Source organism: Bacillus sp. FSL R5-0447 (genome assembly GCF_038606125.1).
Lineage (GTDB): Bacteria > Bacillota > Bacilli > Bacillales > Bacillaceae > Bacillus > Bacillus velezensis.
The window spans coordinates 1,699,761-1,722,169 of record NZ_CP152012.1 but is presented as its reverse complement, the minus strand read 5'-3'; the positions used below and the strand labels follow the sequence as shown (position 1 = coordinate 1,722,169).

The following is a 22,409-nucleotide window of genomic DNA, read 5'->3' as shown; positions in this document are numbered from 1 at the left end:
TGAAATTTTAAAAACAAATCTTTACATCACCATTCCGCCGTCAATATGAAGGGTTTGGCCCGTCATATAACGCGATCCTTCAGAAGCAAGGAACGTAACAACGCTGCTGATATCGGAAGGATCACCGAAACGCGCGAGCGGAATCTGCTTCAGCATTTCATCTTGGACTTCTTTAGAAAGCTTGTCCGTCATATCCGTGGAAATAAAGCCCGGAGCAATGGCGTTGACCGTAATATTTCGGCTCGCAAGCTCTTTGGCTGATGACTTCGTTAAGCCGATTACACCGGCTTTTGCCGCCACATAGTTCGCCTGGCCGGGGTTTCCGCTGACGCCGACGATTGATGATACGTTGATAATCCGGCCGGAGCGCTGTTTCATCATCTGTCTTGTCACGGCTTTCGTGCAGTTGAATACACCTTTTAAGTTAATGTTAATGACGTCATCCCATTCATTTTCTTTCATTCTCATCAGAAGATTGTCTTTTGTGATCCCCGCATTGTTCACGAGAATGTCAATTGAAGAAAATGCAGCGACAGCCTCTTTCATCATGTTTTGTACTTCTTCGGAATTTGATACATCGGCTTTTACCGCGATCGCGTTTCGGCCCAAAGATTTGATTTCATCTACGACTTCGTTCGCTTTCGCTTCATTCCCGGAGTAGTTGACTACTACGTTACAGCCGTTTTTCGCAAGATCAAGCGCGATCGCCCGCCCGATTCCGCGGGACGCTCCCGTTACCACTGCTGTTTTTTCATTAAGCATCCTGATTCTCCTCCTTCAGCGTTTGAATCGCCAGTTCGATGGTTTCATGGTCAGAAACCGCGATTGTTTTAAGGCGGCGGTTCACTTTTTTCACAAGGCCTGAAAGCACTTTTCCCGGCCCGATTTCAACAAACGTCGTGACGCCTTCGTCAATCAGTTTGTTAATGGTTTCTTCAAAGCGAACAGGTGAGTACAGCTGTTCGATCAGTTTTTTCTTGATATCGTCTTTTTCTGTCATAACGTCAGCCGAAACGTTTGAAATCACGGGAACAGCCGCATTTTTTAACTCACAGGCGCTGAGCACCTCCTCGAGTTTTTGCGCTGCCGGCTTCATTAATTCAGAATGGAACGGTCCGCTTACTTCTAATGGGATTGCCCGTTTTGCTCCGTTGTTTTTCGCTTCTTCTGAAGCCAGCTCCACGCCTTTTGCCGTTCCGGAAATGACGATCTGGCCGGGGCAGTTCAAGTTTGCAAGCTGTACGAGATGACCGTTTTCCGTCACTTGATCCGTTACCTTTTTCAAGGACTCCGCATCCATGCCGAGAATAGCGGCCATGGCGCCTTCTCCGGCCGGCACGGCTTCATTCATGAATTCTCCCCGTTTTCTTACCGTGTAAACGGCATCCTTAAATGTCATCGCTCCCGCCGCAACAAGCGCCGAATATTCTCCGAGGCTGTGGCCGGCGGTGAAATCAGGCGTGATGCCGGATTCTTTAAACTTTTCCAATACGGCGATGCTCGTTGTCAACAGCGCAGGCTGCGCATTGTATGTAAGGGTTAATTCTTCGGCGTCGCCTTCAAAAATGAGCGAGCTCAGCTTTGTTTCAAGCGTTTCATCCGCTTCATCAAAAATACGTTTTGACGCTTCTTCGCGTTCGTACAGGTCTTTTCCCATACCGATATATTGTGATCCCTGTCCGGGAAATAAAAATGCAATCTTACTCATGATGCGGTAACCTCCAGACTACTCATCTGTTTTTTCTTCTTTTACTTCTTCTTCTATAAATGCGGCCACGTTTTGGCTGACCATTTCTCTCGCCTGGCGCAGCGCATGGTAAACAGCGCGTGCGTCAGAAGAGCCGTGCGCTTTAACGACGGGCGCTTTCAAACCGAAAAGACTCGCCCCGCCGTACTCAGAATAGTCCATTTTCAGTTTCATTTCCATCAGCTTCGGCTTCAGCACTCCCGCTGCGAGCTTAGAAACAAAACTTGAAGTCAGTGTATCTTTCAGCATTTTGAAAATCGATAACGCTGAACCTTCCAATGTTTTCAACGTGACGTTGCCCGTAAAGCCGTCTGTGACAATGACGTCAGCAGCGCCTTCGAGCAAGTCTCTCGCCTCAACGTTTCCGACAAAATTCACGTTTGTTTCTTTTAATAATTCAAACGTCTTTTTTGTCAGGTCGTTTCCTTTCTTTTCTTCCGTGCCGACATTTAACAATCCGACGCGGGGCGAGCTGATACCGAGAACCTGCCGGGCATATACAGATCCCATAATTCCGTACTGGACGAGATGCTCCGGTTTGGCATCGACATTGGCTCCCACGTCCAAAAGAAGGAAACCGTCGCCTGAAACGGTCGGAAGCGTCGGCGCAAGCGCAGGCCGGTCGATTCCTTTAATTCTGCCGACGATAAACAGTCCCGCTGTCATGAGTGCGCCCGTATTCCCCGCTGAGATGCAGGCGTCCGCTCTGTTTTCAGCCACTTCCTGCGCCATCAGCACCATAGAAGAGTTTTTCTTTCTGCGTACGGCGCGGACCGGTTCATCCGTCGGTTCAATCACTTCATCGGCGTGCAACACAGTGATGCGGTCTGATGTTGTTGGCAAGTGTGATTCTATCGTTGTCTTGTCACCGACCAGCGTAATATGAAGATCGTCAAATGCCTCAATACTCTTCATTACTCCGTCAATAACAGCTTTGGGTGCGTTGTCGCCTCCCATTGCATCTACAGCTATTCTCATGCATGCTCCACCTTTATGATTGTTTTGAACGGTACATGTCAAAGCTGCCGGAGAACACGACTTCTTCTCCCACATAGCTGTTGACTTCAACTACCGTTCTGCCTTTTTCTTTTTCGACTGCCGTCACTTTGGCTTTCGCAACGACGCGCTCGCCTTCTTTCACCTGTCTTGTAAAGCGGATATTTGCGCTTGCGGTCAGCGCCAGCTCATCATCAATGACGGCTACGGCGAGTGAGTTCGCCTGCGCAAACAAATGATGCCCCCGCGCAATTTGATTGCGGCTGAAGACATGCTCGCGTCTTACTTCTAATATGGAAATGGCCTGGCCGTCAAGCTCCAGATCAATAATTTCACCGATCACTTCGTCTAAAGACAGTGATTTCACTTCATCATCAAGCGTTTGTTCTGCCACGTTTTTAATTCTTTCCCTCAGCTCCGGTATTGAGAGCTCTAAGCGGTCTAAACGGATCGTCTGAATGCTGACGCCGAATTTCCCCGCTAATTCTTCATCTGTGATGAAGGGTGTCGATTTGATCGTCTGCTGCAATAATTTTTGGCGTTCTTTCTTGCTTCTTCTCATCTGTAAACACCATCCGGACAATTAAGACTAGGTACTAATAGTAGTATATAATCTCATAGATTGGAATGCAATGATTGTTTTTTGAAAGCCGCCGAATTTTGCAGAATCAGCTTAATTTCTCCCCTTCCAGGACGCCGCTTGAAAGTAATTGACCGCGCAGCATGCGGTATTCGTCATCTTTCCAAAAAGCCTCTGAAGACACCAGATTGGCCGCATCCTGGCGGGCCGTTTCCAAAGCTCTGTAGTCATGAACCATATCCGCCACCTTGAACTCGGGCATACCGCTCTGTTTTTTTCCGAAGAAATCACCGGGGCCGCGCAGTTCAAGGTCCTTTTCAGACAGCTCGAAGCCGTCGTTTGTCTCCGACATGATTCTCATCCGTTCCTTCCCGGTTTCGGATTTCGGATCTGCCATCAAGATGCAGAAAGATTGGTGGTCTCCCCGCCCGACCCGGCCGCGGAGCTGATGGAGCTGAGATAACCCGAAACGGTCGGCGTCATAGATGACCATAATCGTGGCATTCGGCACGTTCACGCCGACTTCTACGACAGTTGTTGACACAAGTACCTGACATTGATTGGCGCTGAATTCTCTCATCACCTGATCTTTTTCATCAGAATGGAGCTTCCCGTGCATCAGGCCGACATTCCATTTACCGCGGTAAACGTCAGACAGCATGTTATATACGTCAATCGCATTCTGTACATCCAGTTTATCCGACTCTTCAATGAGCGGGCAGATAATATAGGCTTGCCTTCCCTGCTTCAGCTCTTTTTCTATAAAAGCCAAAATCCGCTCCAGCATGTCGTGTTTCACCCAATACGTTTCGATTTGTTTTCGCCCCGCGGGCATTTCATCTATCACGGAAACATCCATTTCTCCGAAGACGGTAATGGCCAGCGTTCTCGGAATCGGGGTGGCTGTCATAAACAGCACATCCGGATCCTGACCTTTATTCTTGAGTTTTTTGCGCTGTTCGACCCCGAACCGGTGCTGCTCGTCCGTAATAACAAGGCTCAGCGCTTTGAATTCCACTTCATCCTGGATTAAAGCATGGGTCCCTACTAAAATATCAATCTCTCCGAGAGCAAGCCGCTCCAAAAGCTCCCTGCGCCGCTTTCCTTTGACAGAACTCGTCAAAAGCGCGATATTTACATCTTCATTTGCAAACAACGATACGAGAGAATCTGCATGCTGTTCGGCCAGAATTTCAGTCGGCACCATTAATGCCCCCTGATACCCCGACAAAATCGCAGCGTACAAAGCGATGGCGGCGACGGCCGTTTTCCCTGATCCGACATCACCTTGCAGCAGACGGTTCATTCGGTAAGGGGATGTCATATCAGCGGTAATTTCCCGAAGCACGCGCGTCTGTGCGGTCGTGAGCGAAAACGGCAGGCTGTCTGTGAAATCGGCGAGCTTTTCAGCAGGAAACACATGGCTGATGCCTTTTGACTGTTCCCTTTCCGCTTTACGGAACGCCTGCATTTTCAGCTGAAATAATAAGAATTCTTCGTAAACAAACCGGCGTCTTGCCTGCTGTAACGATTCCCTCGTTTCAGGCTGATGCATCGTCTGCAGGGCATGTTTGTAGTCAGGAAGCTTGTAGCGGATTCTCAATTTTTCAGGAAGCGGATCAGCCGCACTGTCCAAATGATGCTGCAGCGCTTCCTTAATAAACCGTCTCATCATTTTTACGGTGACGTTTTCTTTAACGGAATAAACAGGCTCAATGCTTTTATCTTCTTGATGAGGACCGTTTTTTAATTCCTGCACGGAAACGGTCTGTCTGTGTTTATCCCATTTCCCGGATATCGTGACGACAGAACCTAACGTCAGTTTCTTTTTTAAGTAGGGACGGTTAAAGCAGACCGCGGTAATTAAATAATTGCCGACAAGCACCCTGAATGTCAGCCTGTTTCGTTTTTTGCCGTAATAGGTAAGAGAAGGTTCTGAATGAACCTTCCCTTCTACCGTCACTCTTTCTTCATGTTTTACTTCTTCTAAATCCCTCAGCTCATAGTCGTCATAACGGTAAGGGAAATAATTCAGAAGATCAGAAATGTCATAGATACCAAGTTCGTGCAATGTTTTTTCTGTTTCCGGCCCAATGCCCTTAATTTCCGCTATACTAGTTTGCTGATGGTGTGTCACTTGATTTCAGCGCTCCTCCGAAAATTTTTTTCTCTAATTCTCTTCCCGTCGGTGTCGCGGCTAAACCGCCTTGTCCCGTTTCACGCAGTGCTGTCGGCATTGTCTGGCCGATTTTGTACATCGCGTCAATCACCTCATCGCAAGGTATGCGGCTTGTAACCCCGGCCAGCGCCATATCCGCCGCGATCATTGCGTTGGATGCTCCCATTGCGTTTCGTTTGACACACGGCACTTCTACCAATCCGGCGACCGGGTCACATACGAGACCGAGCATATTTTTCAGTGTAATCGCCATTGCTTCCGCTGATTGCTGAGGCGTTCCGCCCGCCATTTCCACAATCGCAGCCGCTGCCATGCCTGATGCTGACCCGACTTCCGCCTGACAGCCTCCTGCCGCTCCTGAAATACTCGCATTATTTGCTACGACAAAACCGAACGCGCCGGCTGTAAACAGAAAACGGATCATTTGTTCTGTCGTAGGGTTCAGCTTATGCTTTACGGCGAATAACGTTCCCGGCACGACCCCGGCAGAGCCGGCGGTCGGTGTAGCGCAGATCGTTCCCATCGCCGCATTGACTTCATTTGTCGCCACAGCTTTAGAAACGGCGTCTAAAATCAGATTGCCCGACAGGCTTCTTCCCGATTGGATATATGCCTGAAGTTTCACGGCATCTCCGCCTGTTAAACCGGTCTGACTCGTGACGCCCTTCAGCCCTTTTTCAACAGCTGCTTCCATGACGGAGAGATTGCGCTCCATTCCTTGAAAGATTTCTTCCCGCGTTTTTTGCGTCACTTCCATCTCTTGCGTGATCATCACTTCCGAAATCGGAATTTGTTTTTCTTGAGTGATTTCTATTAATTCTTTTACATTACGAAACATGTCATTTTCCTCCTGACTTTTTAGTCAGCTATCTTAGTAACCTGTATAATATTAGGAAGTGTTGAAAGCTCGTCAAGCACTTCTTCTTCAATATTCTGATCGACCTCAATCGTCATCAGCGCAAGCTGGCCGACGTCCTTACGCGCCACTTCCATATGTCCGACGTTGATGGAGAATTTCGCAAGCACATTGGCAACGCCTGCAATCGTGCCGAATTTATCATTGTGAACGACTAAAATAGCCGGATGGTTTCCGGACAAACGCAGCTCAAAGCCGTTGAGCTCCGTGATTTCTATTTTTCCGCCGCCGATGGAAATACCGGTAAGGGCAAGCTCTCCCTCATCATCAGAAATGACGATGCGCGCCGTATTCGGATGAACGGGCACGGCATCCTCTGTACGGAACTCTACATATATGCCCTTCTCTTCCGCAATTTGAATCGCTGTTTTAATCCGTTCATCAAATGTATCAAAATCAAGCAGGCCGCCGATAATCGCGACATCAGTGCCGTGACCCTTATACGTCTCCGCAAATGATCCGTAAAAAGACACAACGATCCGGCGGGGCTCCCGCCTGAATAAGCTTCTGGCCACTCTGCCGATCCGGGCGGCGCCTGCGGTATGTGAACTGGACGGACCGATCATTACCGGGCCGATAATATCAAAAACGCTTCTATACTTCATGCTGGTTTGCTCCTCCTTAACATCACTTCATTCAGCGCTTTTCTTTAGACTAATTGAACATTTCTCAATTGGCAAGCAGGCACACTGCCGCACTGCCGCAGGTAAATAAAGGCATAAGAATAGAAGGGCCTGATAAGCCCTTCTATTCTGCCGCAAATATATATGGATACAGAGGCTGTCTGCCGCTATGGATTTCAACCTCGATATCTTCACAGACGCTTGCAATATACTCAGCGAGTTTCTCAGCTTCTTCTTCGGGCGCGTCCTCTCCGTACAAGATGGTTACGATTTCATCTTCTTCCCCGATCATTTCATCCAGCAGCAATTTCGCCGCACTTATCCGATCTTCGGCGCTGCCGATAATTGAACTGTTTAAAATGCCGATAAAATCACCTTTTTTAATATCTTTGCCGTCGATATGGGTGTCTCTGACTGAATATGTCACCTGTCCGCTTTTCACATTCCGGATGGCCTCAAGCATATTGGCTTCATTTACGTCAGCCGGCTGGTCAGGGTTAAACGCAAGCAGGGCGGTCATGCCTTGAGGGACCGTTTTTGCCGGAATGACAATGACATTTTCTTCAGCCACGCTCGCCGCCTGATTGGCAGCCATCACAATATTGGAATTGTTCGGAAGAATGAAAACCGTCTCCGCATTGACAGACTGAACGGCTTCAACAATATCTTCCGTGCTCGGATTCATTGTCTGGCCGCCTTCGATTACGTGTGAAGCGCCGATGCTCGTAAACAATTCAGAAATGCCCTTTCCCATTGCCACAGTCACGATGCCAAAAGGCTTGCGGGCTTCTTTCATAACGCCGGCCGGCTTTTTTTCATCATGTTCTTGGCTGATGATTGAAGTATGCTGTTCCCTCATGTTTTCAATTTTAATTTTAATCAAATCGCCGTAACGCTGTGCGAGATTGAGTACGTTCCCTGGTTCTTCGGCATGAATATGAACTTTCGCCAGCGTATCATCAGCCACGACCAGCAATGAATCGCCGAAACGGCTCAGTTCGTTTCTGAACGTCTCTTCCTTGAACGTCCGTTTATCTTGATCCAGCCTCACCATCACTTCCGTACAAAATCCGAATTCAATGTCTTCTGTACTCAGCATGCTCTGCGCGCTTTTATGATGCTCGGCATTCACCATATCATCGAGTGCCGGAAGAACCGCTTTTTTCGGTACGGCCTCTCCTTTTAAAGCAGCCAAAAAGCCTTCATATACACAAAGCAGACCTTTTCCGCCGCTGTCAACGACACCGACGTCCTTTAAAACAGGAAGCAGATCCGGCGTGCGGTTCAGCGACGCTTCCGCTTCTTCAATAACGGCCTCCATGAGAGCAATGATATCGGTTTCTTCTTTAGCCGAGGCGACCGCTTTTTTAGCCGCATCCTTGGCCACGGTTAAAATCGTTCCTTCAACCGGTTTCATGACCGCCTTATATGCCATATCCACTCCCGCTTGGAGTGCTGCGGCAAATTCTTTGGCGTCTATTTGGTTTTTGTTTTCAATGCTCTTTGTGAAACCTCTGAACAATTGGGACAAGATCACCCCTGAGTTTCCTCTCGCCCCCATAAGCAGGCCTTTTGACAGGGCGATGCCGACTTTGCCGATGTCGGGTGAGTCAATGTGCTCTACCTCTCTTGCACCGGATGACATCGATAAATTCATATTTGTTCCGGTATCGCCGTCAGGCACGGGAAACACGTTCAGCGCATCCACCGCGGATGCGTTTTGAGACAATGTCTCAGCCCCCGCCAGAATCATTGCCGCAAAAGCTCTCCCATCTAAGTTTCGTCTAGACAATACTCATCCTCCTCACTACGGGTTCGTTACTCGTACGCCTTGGACATAAATATTTACAGAATCAACTGCAAGTCCGATTGTTTGATTTACTGTGTATTTTACCTTCGTCTGAACATTGTGGGCTACTTCGGATATTTTAGTGCCGTAGCTGACAATAATGTACATGTCGATATGTATTTGTTCGGCTTCCTGACGGACATGTACGCCTTTTGCGAAGTTCTCTCTCCGGAGGATTTCAGACAAACCGTCTTTAATCTGGTTTTTTGAGGCCATCCCCACTATTCCGTAACAGTCAATGGCAGCGCCTCCGGCAACCATTGCGATGACTTCGTTGGATATATCAATCTGTCCGTATTTTGTCTTCATTTCAATGGACACACAGGTTCCTCCTTCAGGTGCATAGAGTTATCATTATTCTACTATATGTATCCCATTATGAAAAGAAAAGATACAGACAGCGGCCTTCAGCGCGGAAATGTGATTGGTTTTACATGTCAAGTGATTTTTCTTGAAAGTAAGGGAAACAATAGTTGCAAACGGTTTTTAGCTGTGGTAAATTATTTAAAGTATTGTATAACGAAAGCATCTGAGACACTATGTTTGAAAAGATGTTTCGCGCAGTTAGGAGGGAAACAAATGGCACGTAAATGTTTTATTACAGGTAAAAAAACAAAAGCCGGAAACAACCGTTCTCACGCAATGAACGCTTCTAAGCGTACTTGGGGCGCCAACCTTCAAAAGGTCCGCATCCTCGTTGACGGCAAACCTAAAAAAGTGTATGTATCTGCCCGGGCTTTAAAATCCGGTAAAGTTGAACGTGTATAAGCAAAAATGAACGCCTGCCCTTTTATGCGGCAGGCGTTTTTTATGCGTTCAAAGAGGGCAATTTCAGCTTCTTGGGCTTACTCTTTTCTAAATGAGCCCAGCATCGCCCGGACAATTCCTCCTAAAAACTTCGGCAATTTAATGGTATAAAATTTCATTTTGTCCCCTCCTATAAGTCCCGTATCCGCTGCGTTCATCACTTTAGGATTCATGGTTTTTTCCGCATATGGCAGAAGCCGCTTTTCTAATCCGCGCTCCTTACCATTATTAATATGCCTTTTGCAAACGAAAAAGTACCTCGTGAATGAATGAGTTCGTTACTAATACATAGTGTGGAACCCAGAGGAATATGACAATTATCAAGGGGATATTTAAAACCGTCGAGTGTCAGGCCGTCTGCCGCTTCCGTAAACGGAATGAAAGAAATATAGCGTCTGCGCGCTTTTTCTTCAATTGTATAACGGCCGGGCCCGAACATCTGAATGTCATTCTGCCGGTCGATCAGCTCGACATCGGTGTTCTTATGTAAGGCTTTATACAGCAGCTGGATGTTCCCTAAAAAGTGATCGGCTCTTCCGCCCGTCACACCGAATATCCGAATGGTTTCCGGTTCTATTTGTAAAGCCCAGTCAAGGGCGAGTTCAAGATCGGTATAATCTTTTTCCGCCTGATACACATGGAGGGCCGGCGCCGCTTTTTGAATCTGCATGAGCTCCTCTTCCGTAATGCTGTCAAAATCACCGAAAGCTTCCTGCGGAATGATTCCGGCTTCCAAAAGAGCAACCGTCCCTTTATCGACTCCGACCCACATCGTATCTCTGTCAGTGTATTCGGATAGATCGGGAATAAGCTCCCGCGGGCCGCCCGCAACGATATTGATTGTCTTCATATGTTTTCCTCTCTCTTAGACGCGAAAAGAGCCGGCGGCTTTCACCGGGCTCTTTTTCAGCATGTTTATTACGCGTTTCGGATGTCAGCGATGGCTTTTTTCCGATCCGGCTGATTATATACGGCAGACCCGGCAACAAGCAGATTGGCGCCCGCTTCAGTGCATAAAGGGGCTGTTTCTTTATTAACGCCTCCGTCCACCTCGATTAAAAGCTCAGACAGGCCTTTCTCCTCAGCCAGCTGTTTGACCTGACGGATTTTCGGCAGAACCGAATGAATGAAGCGCTGTCCGCCAAAACCGGGGTTAACCGTCATTAACAGCACAAGGTCAAGCTCCCCGATCACATGTTCAATCATGTGGACGGGCGTATGCGGATTGAGCACAACTCCCGCTTTTACCCCCTGCTCTTTTATCAATTGAATGGTCCGGTGAAGATGCGGACACGCTTCAGCATGAACGGAAAGGATGTCCGCACCGGCTTTTGCGAATGCCGGGATGTAGCGGTCCGGGTTTTCAATCATAAGATGGACATCCAGCGGCAGATCAGTCACCGGACGGACGGCTTCAACGATAAGCGGCCCGATTGTAATGTTAGGGACGAAATGGCCATCCATGACATCAATATGGATATAGTCCGCCCCTCCTTTTTCCACGTCTTTAATTTCCTCGCCCAGTGAAGCAAAATCGGCGGAAAGAATTGATGGCGCAACCTTAATCATATTAATACCTCGGCTTTCTCTCTTTTATTTCCTGCATAAATTCTTTGTAATGCTCATAGCGGTACGGCTGAATCTCTCCTTCTTCCACCGCTTGCTTTACCGCGCATTTCGGCTCTTTAAGATGCAGACAGCCTCTGAATTTGCAAGAGGCGCTTATTTCTCTGATCTCAGGGAACGTGCTGCCCAGCTCTTCTTCCTCAATGCCGGTAAATTCAAGCGAACTGAACCCCGGAGTATCCGCAACCAGACCGCCTGATGTATGAATGAGCTCCACATGGCGCGTCGTATGTTTTCCGCGTCCCAAATGCGCGGAAATCTCGTTTGTTTTCAGCTCAAGCTCCGGGCTGATCGCATTTAAAAGCGAAGATTTTCCGACTCCGGACTGACCGGCAAACACCGTTGTTTTGTTCTCGAAGTGTTTCACAATGCCTGTTAAGCCGCTGTTTTCTTTTGATGACGTCACATATACGTCATAACCGATCGCCTGATAGTCTTGCACGTAAGAAAGTATCGCCTCTTTCGATTCCCCGTCTGCAGCTAAGTCCATTTTGGTTATGCAGATGATCGGGTGAATGCCGTTGGCTTCCACAAGGACGAGAAAACGGTCCAATAAAGACGTGCTGAACGCCGGCTGAACGGCAGAAAAGACAAGAACGGCCTGATCGACATTTGAAATTGGCGGCCTGATCAGCTCGTTTGTTCGTTCTTTGATTTCCAGCAGGTAGCCTTCTTTATCATTTTCAGCCTGATAAACGGCATAATCGCCGACCAGGGGCGTTATTTTATTTTTTCTGAAAATGCCCCGGCCCCTGCATTGAATGATCTTGTCCTGTGATTCATCCAAGACATAATAGAATCCGCTTAACGCTTTTATAATTTTGCCCTCAGGCATAGGGTCCCTCCTTGTCAGTCATTATCTTTCGGGTATTCAATCGTTTTGTAGCTGACGACTTTATGATCGACCATCACTTGATAATACCCCTTCTGTCCCTGATCAATCTTCAGTTCAATTGTTTTTTCAGTCGGCTCTTTTATTTTAAATGAGTCATACGTATCAGAGATGCTGTGGTCCTTATCATCGATGGCGATTTGCACTTCAAGCTCGTCCCCTTCATGTTCGGGTTCGTAAGGAATGCTGATTTTTTCTTTTACCGTTTTCGCCGGTTTTTCTTCAGGTCCGAGCGAGAACGTCACTTCAACATTACTTCCCGGCTTAACCGCAGTGCCGGCTGCCGGCTCTTGTTTCATGACTTGTCCTTTTGGCACGTCATCTGAATGGGCTTGTTTTTCAACAAGCTGCAGGCCGTTATCTTCAAGATACCCTGAAGCCGCTTCTTTGCTGTAAGTCTTTAAGTCCCTCAGCGTAACGTCCGCCGGGCCGAGGCTGACCGTTAGATTGACTTCATCGTCGCTTGCAACCATGTCGGTGCCGGCTGACGGGTTCTGATCAATTACGGTGCCGGCCTCGCTGTCATCGTTCTCTTCTTTGACATTGACATGTTTGAAGCCTTTTTCCTTCAGCGCTTTTTTTGCGTCGCCGATCTGCCGCCCTTTCACGTCGATCAGCTGGGTTTTCGGTTTTCCGAGGCTTTTGTACAGTTTTACAGAAGAGCCTTCTTTAACGGTAGACCCCGCTTTTGGGTCCGTTTTGACCATTAATTCCTCTTCTATTTTTTCATCTTCAATATCCGTTATATCAGGATCCGCCCGGAGCCCGTTCTTTTCAAGCAGGGCTTCCGCTTTTTCGTACTTCATGCCCCGTACGTCGGGGACGCTTACATCTTTAGGCATAAACAAAGACGGGAACACGGTGACCGCAAGAACAGCTGCCATAATGAAAATGAAACAGACGGCCAGCAAAACCCACGGCCATTTCCGTTTTTTCTTTTTGGCGGGCTGCTGTTCCTTATCATCTGTCTCCCCCGGCGTTTCCGCCTGAGGCGCGGCTTTTGCGCCGTCAGTAATGACGGGAATGGCTTTTGTCATTTCCTCATCATCCTGCACGGAAAATTTTTGTTCATTCAGCCTGCCGGCGTCAAAAGCCGTTCTGATGTCCGCTTCCATGTCCTCGGCGCTTTCATAGCGGTGAAACGGGTCTTTAGCGGTTGCCTTTAAAATAATGTTTTCGACGCTCTGCGGAATGGAAGGGTTCCACTTTCTGGCGGAAGGCGTTTCTGTTTGCAGATGCTTTAGCGCTATGCTGACGGCTGATTCTCCGTCAAAAGGAATTTTACCTGTTAAAAGCTCAAACAGCACGATGCCGAGCGCGTAAATATCTGATTTTTTCGTTGCCAGACCGCCTCTCGCTTGCTCCGGAGACAAATAATGAACCGAGCCCAGCACAGAATTCGTATGTGTGATTGTCGTAGACGTAAGCGCTGTGGCGATGCCGAAATCCGTCACCTTGATATGCCCTAAATGATCTATCAATATATTGTGCGGTTTAATATCCCGGTGCACGATATGGTTTTGATGGGCATGGGCGATGGCCGAGACGATCTGCTCCATAACAGACAGCGCTTCTTTCGGATGAAGCGGTCCGTGTGCGTTTATGTATTCCTTTAATGTCATGCCTTCCACATATTCCATGACAATGTAATAAATATCGCCTTCCTCCCCGATATCGTAAATACTGACGATATTCGGATGATCGAGGCTTGATGCCGACTGTGCTTCTCTTCTGAAACGCCTGATAAAATCAATGTCATTCACAAAGTCAAACCGCAGAATTTTAATTGCGACTTCACGTTCGAGAATGATGTCCTCAGCTAAAAAAACGTTTGCCATTCCGCCGCCGCCAATGGGCCGGAGGATATGATAACGCCCGCTGATCCGCTTGCCGGTTAGCACTTGTCTTCACCCTCTTTTGCATCTGCGGAAAACTCAATCAACACAGCCGTGATGTTATCTTCGCCGCCGTTTTGATTCGCTTTGCTGATGAGAAGGTCTACTTTTTCCTGAGGATCAGATTCGGCTTGAAGCATTTGTTTGATCTCGTGATCTTCTATTTTATTTGACAGTCCGTCAGAGCATAAAAGCAGCTGATCGCCGTCAGACAGTTCAAAAGAACGGGCGTCGGGACTGATGGTTTCATCTGTCCCCAGCGCTCTCGTCAATACATTTTTCCGCGGATGGTGCTCGGCGTCCTCTTTCGAAATTTCCCCCGTCTTGACCAGCTCATTCACAAGCGAATGGTCTTCAGTCAGCTGAGTGAATTCCCCCTCTTGAAGCAGGTAGCACCGGCTGTCACCGATATGAGCCACAGTGACAAACTTCCCGGTGAAAAAGGCGCAAACAACGGTGGTTCCCATTCCCCGGCATTCTTCATTCGCTTTAGCGTGGTCATGTACTTTGACATTCGCCTCATGAATCCGGTCTTTCAGCCAATCTTCGCAAGCAGACGGCAGAGATGGAACCGTTTCGGTCCGGTTCCACTGCTCTTCCATCGCCGCAACCGCCATCCTGCTCGCTACATCTCCGGCAAGATGACCGCCCATGCCGTCGGCGACAACCGCAAGCACCGCGTCTTCTTTTGTGAAAATGCCCGCCGCATCTTCATTATGCCGGCGGACTTTACCTGTATCTGTTTTCAAGGCTGTAATCAACCTCTTCACCTCGTCTCGTCTTGACGCTCCTTCGCGCGAAGCTGACCGCAGGCCGCGTCAATGTCATGGCCTTGCTCTCTTCTGATCGTGACATTTACACCGCGGGATTTTAACGTTTTTTCGAATGCGAAAATCTGATCTCTCGGTGTGCGGACGTAATCCCGTTCAGGCACATAGTTTACCGGAATTAAATTGACATGGCATTTCACGTCTTTTAACAGTTCTGCAAGCTCTTCTGCATGTTCGACCTGATCATTTACGCCGCCGAACAGCCCGTATTCAAAGCTGATCCGTCTGCCTGTTTTCTCGATGTAATATTTGACGGCCTCCATAAGGTCAGGAAGCTTATAGGCTTTGTTAATCGGCATCAGACGGCTTCTGATTTCCGTATTCGGAGCATGCAGAGAAATCGCGAAATTGATCTGCATTTTTTGATCGGCGAAATCGTAAATCTTCGGAATGATTCCGCTGGTGGAAACTGTGATATGACGCGCTCCGATGTTCAGCCCTTTATCGTGGTTAATGATTTTTAAGAAAGCGAGCATTTCATTGAAATTATCAAACGGCTCTCCGATTCCCATGATGACGACTGAGCTGACGCGTTCATCCGTTTCATCAAGCGCCTTTTGCACTTTCACGACTTGAGCGACGATTTCTCCCGCTTCAAGATTCCGTTTCAGTCCGCCGAGCGTTGACGCGCAAAATGTGCAGCCGATCCGGCAGCCGACCTGTGTCGTTACACATACAGAATTACCATACTCGTGTCTCATTAAAACCGTTTCGATCGTATAACCGTCATGAAGCTCAAATAAAAATTTCATCGTGCCGTCTTGAGATGTCTGTTTTACAGCCGTTTTCAGCGTTGTCAGCACAAAATTGCTCTCGAGTTTTTCACGCAGACTTTTTGAGAGGTTTGTCATTTCATCAAATGAAGAAACCCGCTTCTCATAAAGCCATTCAAAAATCTGTGCTGCGCGGAACGGCTTTTCGCCATTCTCGGTCAGCCATTGTTTGATTTCATCTAATTCAAAAGAGTAAATGGACGGCTGCTCAGTCCGCAGCTCTTTCCGTACGCTTGTCTTTTTTAATTGTGTCATTTTTTATCCCTTCTTTCTCATGCTGCTAATAAAGAAACCGTCTGTTCCGAAATAATGCGGAAGAATTTGAAGGCTTCCATCCTGAACAAAGGGTCTCGCCTTTTCAGGCAGCCGCTTTTCAAGAGACAAATCGGGTTCAAACTCAGGGTGTTCTTGTATAAACGCATGCATAACTTCTTCATTTTCTGTCCGATCCATTGTACACGTACTGTATACGAGTGTGCCACCTTTTTTTACTAATGGGGCGATTTCCCTTAAAATGCCGAGCTGGATTTCTGACAGCCGTCTGCTGTCCTCCGGCGTCTTCGTATATTTCATATCGGGTTTTCTTCTGATGACGCCGAAACCTGAGCAAGGGGCATCAACGAGAACACGGTCAAACCGTTCTGCGCCAAAGGCCTCTCCCGCTTTTCGCGCATCCATCGTTTGCGCGTCGATGATCGTAAGCCCGAGCCGTTCTGCGCCCTCTTTAATCAGCTTCACTTTATGGCGGTGAAGATCAAGCGATGTGAGGCTCCCCTCGTTCTCCATCAGTTCCGCAATGTGAGCCGACTTTCCGCCCGGTGCGGCGCATGCGTCTAAAACGGTTTCGCCCGGCTTCGGGTCCAGCGCCCGCGCGACAAGCATTGAGCTTTCATCCTGTATGGATACCCGGCCGTTTTGGAAAAATGCCGTGTTCGCGATGCTTCCTTTTAAAAGCTTAATCGCATCAGGAGAAAGGTCTCCGGCTTCAGCTTCAAGACCGGCATTCTCCATCTCATTCAGCACCGTGTCCCTGTCGCTCTTTATGTGATTGACACGGAGCGTCTGCTTCGGCGGAATGAGATGAATCCGGCAGATCTTTTCAGCCGCCTCAAAGCCGTACGCCTCGACCCACTCTTTTACGAGCCATTCGGGATGGCTTGTCTCTGTGGAAAGACGGAGAACCGGGTCTTCAATTTCAGCGAATGACGGCGCCCCTTCACGCTGCAGGGAGCGGAGGATGCCGTTGACAAAGGACGCAATGCCCTTATGCCCGCGTTTTTTGGCGATCTCAACCGCTTCATGAATGGCGGCGCGATCCGGTATTTTTTCTAAATACTCCATTTGATACGCGGACAGACGAAGCAGCTGAATCACCCATGGCTTCACTTTATTCGGCTTTCGGATAAAAGGCTTCAGCATGTAGTCTAAGGCGATTTTATTTTGCAGCGTTCCGTAGACAAGCTCTGTCAGCAGTCCTCTGTCCTGATCGCCGAGCGTGTTCGTTTTGATAACCGATGTAAGAAGCAGGTTGCTGTATGCCTGATTTTGCTCAAGCTTCTCAAGCGCTTCAAGGGCGAGCTCCCGGACATTAATTTTCTTCATTTGCTTCTCCTAACACGTCACCGGGCTGCACATTTTTGCCTCTTGCAAAATCTTCGCCCTTCATCCGTTTTTTTCCCGCCGGCTGCAGTTCAGTGATTAAAAGGGCGGTGCTGTTTCCTGATGCGACGACAATGCCGTTTTGCTCCGTGCGGATGACTGTTCCGGGCGCAGCTTCAGTTTTTGCCGCAACTTTTTCAGAAGCCCATACTTTCATATTTTGACCGTTCAAAGTTGTATAGGCGACAGGCCAAGGGTTTAAACCTCTGATCTGGTTGTAAATCTCTTCTCCGGGCTTTGCCCAATCAATCCGCTCCTGCTCACGCTTAATGTTAGGCGCGTAAGTCGCTTTTGATTCGTCCTGTTTGATCGGTTTAATATTTCCGGAAATGACGTTCGGGACGGTCTCTGACAAAAGCTTTGCCCCCGCTATGCTTAATTTGTCGTGAAGCGTGCCGACGTTATCCGTTTCATCAATTTCCACTTCGATTTTCGAAATCATATCGCCCGCATCAAGCTTTTCAACCATATACATGATCGTCACGCCCGTTTTCTTCTTGCCTTGGAGAATCGAATAATGTATCGGCGCTCCGCCTCTTAATTCAGGCAATAGTGACGCGTGTACGTTGATACAGCCGTATTTCGGGCCGTCCAGCAGCTGCTTGGGCAGGATCTGTCCGAATGCCGCCGTAACAATCAGGTCCGGCTTCAGGCTGAGCACTTTTTCTATTTCTTCTTCAAGCCTTACTTTTTCGGGCTGAAGCACGGGAATGCCGTGACGTTCAGCTTCAGCCTTTACAGGAGGGGGCGTCATGATTTTTTTTCTGCCTTTCGGGCGGTCAGGCTGCGTAACGACACCAACCACTTCATACCCGCCTTCAATAAGCGTGCGCAGGACGGGAACTGAAAAATCGGGCGTTCCCATAAAAACGATCCTTGTCATCCAATCATCCTTCCATTTCTGCCAGTTCTTCTTCAGTGTAGTAAGCCGTAATTTTTGATGTGAATAAAATGCCGTCTAAATGATCCATTTCATGCTGAACGGCTCTGGCCAAAAAACCCTCCGCTTCTAAAACAAACGGTTTTCCTTTACGGTCATAGGCTTTTACCTTTACGTAATCCGGGCGGGTGACATCGCCGTAGACCCCTGGAAAGCTTAAGCAGCCCTCGACTCCGGTCTGTTCACCGCTCTTTTCAAGAATAACCGGATTTACAAGGTCGATCCGGCCGCTTTCTTCACCGATGTCCACGACGGCCGCTCTTTTTAAAATGCCGATTTGCGGCGCGGCGAGGCCGACGCCATCCATTTCGAGCATCGTATCGTACATATCGTCAAGCAGTTTTTTTAATTTTTTATCAAACACTGTCACTTCATCGGCAGGTGTTTCCAGAACCTCCGCCGGGTGTGTGACGATTTTTTTTACAGCCAAAATTTTGCCCTCCAAAAACTAATGTTACATCAGCATGTACGGATTCATATCGATTGAAATCATGACATGCTTTTGCGCAATGTCGCGTTTATAGTGCTCCAGTATCTTTTTCAACTGAATCTGCAACTCGTTTTCCTGTCTGTATTTTATCACGCATTGATAGCGATATCTATCTTTGATCCTGGCGATCGGGGAAGCCGCCGGCCCGAGAATTTTCGTATCAGGCCCGCATCCCGCTCTTAAATAGTTTGTAATCTTTTCTGCGGTGACCGCGGCTTTTGCCGCTTCTTCATGAGAAACGGTCACCAGCGCCACGTAATAATAAGGCGGGTATGACTGGGCCCTTCTGTGCGCCATTTCCTGCTGAAAAAAAGTTTCATAGTCGTGCGTTTTCGTCAGCTGAATGCTGTAATGAGACGGTGTATACGTTTGAATGACCACCGTTCCCGGCTTTTCATGCCGCCCGGCCCGTCCGCTTACCTGCGTCAGCAGCTGGAATGTCTTCTCCGCGGCCCTGAAATCAGGGATGTGAAGCGTCGTATCTGCGCTTAATACTCCGACGAGCGTCACGTTCGGAAAATCAAGCCCTTTTGCGATCATTTGCGTACCGAGCAGGATATCCGCCTTCCCTTCACCGAACGCTGACAACAGTTTTTCATGGGCGCCTTTTCTTGAAGTGGTGTCCACATCCATCCTGATCACGCGCGCCTGAGGCAGCACTTTGGTAAGCTCCTCCTCCACACGCTGCGTGCCCGTGCCAAAAAAGCGGATATGTTCGCTGCCGCATTCCGGGCATGTTCCCGGTACAGGTTCCTCATGGCCGCAGTAATGGCATTTCAGCCTTTGTCCGTAGCGGTGATAAGTCATTGAAATGTCGCAATGCGGACATTGCGGCACATAACCGCAGTCCCGGCACATCACAAACGAGGAATACCCCCGTTTATTCAGAAAAAGGACGGCCTGCTCTTTTTTTGCAAGCTTCTCTTCCAGCTGTTCCATCAGCTCTCTTGAAAACATTGATCTGTTGCCGTTTCTCAGTTCTTCTCTCATATCAACGAGAGAAACGTCAGGCATGAGCTGGCGATTTACGCGATGTTTTAACGGAAGCAGCTCATAAACGCCTTTTTTCGCCCGCGCAAATGACTCCAATGTCGGCGTGGCGCTCCCGAGGACGACCGGACAGCTGTGATGCTCGGCCCGGCGGATGGCTACGTCCTTTGCATGATACCGCGGCATTTCCTCCTGCTTATAGGAAGATTCGTGCTCTTCATCAATAATGATCATGCCGAGATTTTCAAACGGGGCAAAGATGGCCGATCTGGCTCCGACGACAAGCCGGACTTCCTTGCGCTGAATCTTCCGCCATTCATCGTATTTTTCACCTGTGGATAATCCGCTGTGCATGACCGCAACCTGTGAGCCGAAGCGGCCTTTAAAACGGTTGACCATTTGCGGTGTCAACGAGATTTCCGGAACGAGCACGATGGCTTCTTGTCCTTTTGCCAGCACTTTTTCAATGGATTGCAGGTAAATTTCCGTTTTGCCGCTTCCCGTGACGCCGTGAAGCAAAAAGACGTGATGGACATGATTGGCTACAGCTTGTTTAATCGGCTCAAAAGCGGCCTGCTGCTCTTCTGTAAGAGAGAGCGGCTCTGTTTTTTTGAACATTCTGTCCTGATAAGGATCGCGGTAAACCTCCTCAAAGCTTTCCGTAAGAAGCCCCTTTTTAAGAAGCGTTTTCAGCGTCGCGGAACTGGAATCGGTCTTTTTGCAAAGCTCGGCCGCGGAAATCTTTGCTCCCCCGCCGATAAAATAAGTAAGCACGGCGAGCTGTTTAGAAGCCTGCTTTGTCAATGAATCTGCGTGCCGGGCGAGTTCTTCTTTGTCCGCCCCCGCTTCGATCATGCGGATCATTTTTTTATTCGTTTTTTGGGCGACTTTATATGTGACATCAATGCTTCCTTTGCGCACGAATTTTTGAAGTGACGAAAGAATGCTTTCATCGGTAATATCCGAGTACAGAAGACTTTTTTGATTCCTGAAAAGCTGTTTAATGTCCGGTGTCAGCGCTTCTTCGTCAACGACTTTCAGCTCTTTCTCGTACTTCGCCTTCAGTGCGGCGGGCAGCATTGCCTGAAGCGCCGTGATTTTAAACGACAGCGTTTTGTCAGAAAGCCATGAAGACAGCTGCATCAGTTCCTCAGTCAGAACGGGCGTCAAATCAAGAAGCTTCTCGACTTCCTTCATTGAGCCGCCGTTTAATTCAGACGAATCTTTCAAACCGGTCACAAATCCTTGAAGCTTGCGCGGGCCAAACGGGACAATCACCCGCATGCCGACTTCGATCATCCCTTTTAAATGATCGGGAATTTTGTAATCAAAGGGTCTGTCAATGTTTTTGGAGCTGACATCGACAATGACTTCTGCTACATTCATACGGGTTTTCGGTCCTCGGCTTTCAAAGCGGTCATTTCCTTCAGCATTTCAAAGGAAACGTCAAGTTTAGACATAAGCGCAAGCTCCCGTTTTCTTCCGTCCCGGAAATAGAAGGTGACGACATTCGTATCCGTGCCAAATCCGGCCCCTTCTGCTTTCACATCATTCGCAACGATCATATCAAGGTTTTTCTGTTCGAGTTTTCTGCGCGCATAGCGTTCGACGTCTTGCGTTTCAGCCGCAAAACCAACCAGCAGCTGGTGTGTTTTCCGTTCGCCGAGTTCTTTCAGTATGTCTGCCGTACGGTTGAATTCGATCACGAGCGAACCGTCTTTCTTCTTCATTTTGTGATCAGAAACAGCCGCCGGCGTAAAATCGGCCACGGCCGCCGTCTTAATCACCATGTCGCATGAATCAAACACAGAAAGCACGGCTTCTCTCATATCGGCTGCCGATTGCACAGGAAGAAACTGATACAGCCCGACTGGCGGCTCTATTGACACCGGGCCTGAAATCAGCGTCACCCGCGCCCCGAGACGGACGGCGGCTTCAGCAGCGGCGTAGCCCATTTTGCCGGTGGATTTATTTGTGAAGAAGCGGACAGGGTCCACGGCTTCGCGCGTCGGACCGGCCGTAATGACAATATGTTTTCCTTTCAGCGGCGCATCGTCTTCAGGCTCCTTAAACTTAAAATGCTCTCTGACACGCTCAACAATAAGCTCCGGCTCCTCCAGCCTTCCTTTGCCGACATATCCGCATGCCAAATAGCCTTCACTCGGCTCGATAAAGCGGACCCCGTCCTGATAAAGCACAGAGATGTTCCGTTTCACCGCCGGATGATCATACATATGGACATTCATCGCAGGCGCCACCCAGACCGGGGCCTCAGCCGCCAGCACCGTCGTTGTGAGCATATCGTCAGCAATTCCGTTGGCAAGCTTGCCGATGATATTTGCCGTAGCGGGCGCGACAATAATTAAATCCGCCCAGTCAGCGGCATCAATATGAGAAATCACCTTCGGATTTTGTTCATTAAATGTATCTGTATATACTTCATTCCGGCTCAGCGCCTGAAATGTCAGCGGAGAAACAAACTCACGCGCGGACTCAGTCATAATCACTTTGACGTTTGCGCCGGCCTGAACCAGCTTGCTCGTGAGTGCGGAAGCTTTATAAACGGCAATTCCTCCGCTTACGCATAGCAAAATGTTTCGGTTTTTCATGAAGTCTT

Annotated in this window: 22 protein-coding genes; 1 reads left to right on the top strand and 21 read right to left on the bottom strand. The window is 48.5% G+C overall.

Translation table 11 applies throughout. The annotated features are described in order from the left end of the window. Nucleotides 1-21: 21 nt before the first annotated feature. From fabG to NYE68_RS08730, 9 genes are all read right to left on the bottom strand, one after another. Entirely contained in the window at nt 22-762 is a 741-nt protein-coding gene (gene fabG / locus NYE68_RS08770; RefSeq protein WP_003154312.1) for a 3-oxoacyl-[acyl-carrier-protein] reductase, read from the bottom strand. Beyond that, a complete protein-coding gene (gene fabD / locus NYE68_RS08765) occupies nt 755-1,708 on the bottom strand; it encodes an ACP S-malonyltransferase (protein WP_007409759.1) in 954 nt (317 codons plus the stop codon). The genes fabG and fabD overlap by 8 nt, the downstream gene beginning before the upstream one ends. 18 nt (nt 1,709-1,726) lie before the next feature. Next, nucleotides 1,727-2,725 carry a phosphate acyltransferase PlsX gene (gene plsX, locus NYE68_RS08760; protein ID WP_007409758.1) on the bottom strand — a complete coding sequence of 333 codons (999 nt, stop codon included), beginning with the start codon at nt 2,723-2,725 and terminating at the stop codon, nt 1,727-1,729. Nucleotides 2,726-2,738: 13 nt separating this feature from the next. Next, nucleotides 2,739-3,305, bottom strand: coding sequence for a transcription factor FapR (gene fapR / locus NYE68_RS08755; RefSeq protein ID WP_003154320.1), 567 nt, complete (start codon nt 3,303-3,305; stop codon nt 2,739-2,741). A gap of 106 nt (nt 3,306-3,411) precedes the next feature. Then, nucleotides 3,412-5,460, bottom strand: a complete 2,049-nt coding sequence (gene recG, locus NYE68_RS08750; protein WP_324635852.1) for an ATP-dependent DNA helicase RecG — start codon at nt 5,458-5,460, stop codon at nt 3,412-3,414. Further along, on the bottom strand, nt 5,438-6,340 hold the full coding sequence (sdaAA, locus tag NYE68_RS08745) for an L-serine ammonia-lyase, iron-sulfur-dependent, subunit alpha (protein ID WP_324635853.1): 903 nt from the start codon (nt 6,338-6,340) through the stop codon (nt 5,438-5,440). Before sdaAA ends, recG begins: the two co-directional genes overlap by 23 nt. A gap of 20 nt (nt 6,341-6,360) precedes the next feature. Next, nucleotides 6,361-7,023 (bottom strand): L-serine ammonia-lyase, iron-sulfur-dependent subunit beta, encoded by a 663-nt coding sequence (gene sdaAB, locus NYE68_RS08740; protein WP_003154325.1) that lies wholly within the window; start codon nt 7,021-7,023, stop codon nt 6,361-6,363. A 142-nt stretch (nt 7,024-7,165) separates the two neighbouring features. Continuing rightward, on the bottom strand, nt 7,166-8,833 hold the full coding sequence (locus NYE68_RS08735) for a DAK2 domain-containing protein (protein ID WP_039251530.1): 1,668 nt from the start codon (nt 8,831-8,833) through the stop codon (nt 7,166-7,168). Between the two features lie 15 nt (nt 8,834-8,848). Then, entirely contained in the window at nt 8,849-9,211 is a 363-nt protein-coding gene (locus NYE68_RS08730; protein ID WP_003154327.1) for an Asp23/Gls24 family envelope stress response protein, read from the bottom strand. Between the two features lie 258 nt (nt 9,212-9,469). On the opposite strand from NYE68_RS08730, the gene rpmB reads away from it, so the two are divergent. Beyond that, nucleotides 9,470-9,658, top strand: coding sequence for a 50S ribosomal protein L28 (gene rpmB / locus NYE68_RS08725; RefSeq protein ID WP_003154328.1), 189 nt, complete (start codon nt 9,470-9,472; stop codon nt 9,656-9,658). A 77-nt stretch (nt 9,659-9,735) separates the two neighbouring features. On the opposite strand, the gene spoVM is transcribed toward rpmB, so the two are convergent. From spoVM to coaBC, 12 genes are all read right to left on the bottom strand, one after another. Then, nucleotides 9,736-9,816, bottom strand: a complete 81-nt coding sequence (spoVM, locus tag NYE68_RS08720) for a stage V sporulation protein SpoVM (protein ID WP_003154329.1) — start codon at nt 9,814-9,816, stop codon at nt 9,736-9,738. Between the two features lie 86 nt (nt 9,817-9,902). Continuing rightward, nucleotides 9,903-10,547 carry a thiamine diphosphokinase gene (locus tag NYE68_RS08715; RefSeq protein ID WP_324635854.1) on the bottom strand — a complete coding sequence of 215 codons (645 nt, stop codon included), beginning with the start codon at nt 10,545-10,547 and terminating at the stop codon, nt 9,903-9,905. A 68-nt stretch (nt 10,548-10,615) separates the two neighbouring features. After that, nucleotides 10,616-11,266 carry a ribulose-phosphate 3-epimerase gene (gene rpe / locus NYE68_RS08710; protein ID WP_227051240.1) on the bottom strand — a complete coding sequence of 217 codons (651 nt, stop codon included), beginning with the start codon at nt 11,264-11,266 and terminating at the stop codon, nt 10,616-10,618. 1 nt (nt 11,267) lies between these two features. Next, on the bottom strand, nt 11,268-12,158 hold the full coding sequence (gene rsgA, locus NYE68_RS08705; RefSeq protein WP_033574582.1) for a ribosome small subunit-dependent GTPase A: 891 nt from the start codon (nt 12,156-12,158) through the stop codon (nt 11,268-11,270). Between the two features lie 14 nt (nt 12,159-12,172). Beyond that, a complete protein-coding gene (gene pknB / locus NYE68_RS08700; protein ID WP_015417452.1) occupies nt 12,173-14,116 on the bottom strand; it encodes a Stk1 family PASTA domain-containing Ser/Thr kinase in 1,944 nt (647 codons plus the stop codon). Further along, the gene (locus NYE68_RS08695; protein ID WP_324635855.1) at nt 14,110-14,871 is read right to left on the bottom strand and encodes a Stp1/IreP family PP2C-type Ser/Thr phosphatase; all 762 of its coding nucleotides are present in this window, start codon (nt 14,869-14,871) and stop codon (nt 14,110-14,112) included. The genes pknB and NYE68_RS08695 overlap by 7 nt, the downstream gene beginning before the upstream one ends. Nucleotides 14,872-14,876: 5 nt before the next feature. Beyond that, complete coding sequence (rlmN, locus tag NYE68_RS08690) at nt 14,877-15,968, bottom strand: 23S rRNA (adenine(2503)-C(2))-methyltransferase RlmN (protein WP_003154339.1); 1,092 nt, start codon at nt 15,966-15,968, stop codon at nt 14,877-14,879. Nucleotides 15,969-15,971: 3 nt separating this feature from the next. Beyond that, complete coding sequence (rsmB, locus tag NYE68_RS08685; RefSeq protein ID WP_254003711.1) at nt 15,972-17,315, bottom strand: 16S rRNA (cytosine(967)-C(5))-methyltransferase RsmB; 1,344 nt, start codon at nt 17,313-17,315, stop codon at nt 15,972-15,974. Then, nucleotides 17,302-18,255, bottom strand: coding sequence for a methionyl-tRNA formyltransferase (gene fmt / locus NYE68_RS08680; RefSeq protein WP_324635856.1), 954 nt, complete (start codon nt 18,253-18,255; stop codon nt 17,302-17,304). Before fmt ends, rsmB begins: the two co-directional genes overlap by 14 nt. Before the next feature lie 4 nt (nt 18,256-18,259). After that, nucleotides 18,260-18,742: a peptide deformylase gene (gene def, locus NYE68_RS08675; protein ID WP_064115471.1), complete on the bottom strand. Its 483-nt coding sequence runs from the start codon at nt 18,740-18,742 to the stop codon at nt 18,260-18,262. Between the two features lie 24 nt (nt 18,743-18,766). Further along, a complete protein-coding gene (priA, locus tag NYE68_RS08670; protein ID WP_015417447.1) occupies nt 18,767-21,178 on the bottom strand; it encodes a primosomal protein N' in 2,412 nt (803 codons plus the stop codon). After that, on the bottom strand, nt 21,175-22,401 hold the full coding sequence (gene coaBC, locus NYE68_RS08665; protein ID WP_324635857.1) for a bifunctional phosphopantothenoylcysteine decarboxylase/phosphopantothenate--cysteine ligase CoaBC: 1,227 nt from the start codon (nt 22,399-22,401) through the stop codon (nt 21,175-21,177). The genes priA and coaBC overlap by 4 nt, the downstream gene beginning before the upstream one ends. Between the last annotated feature and the right edge of the window lie 8 nt (nt 22,402-22,409).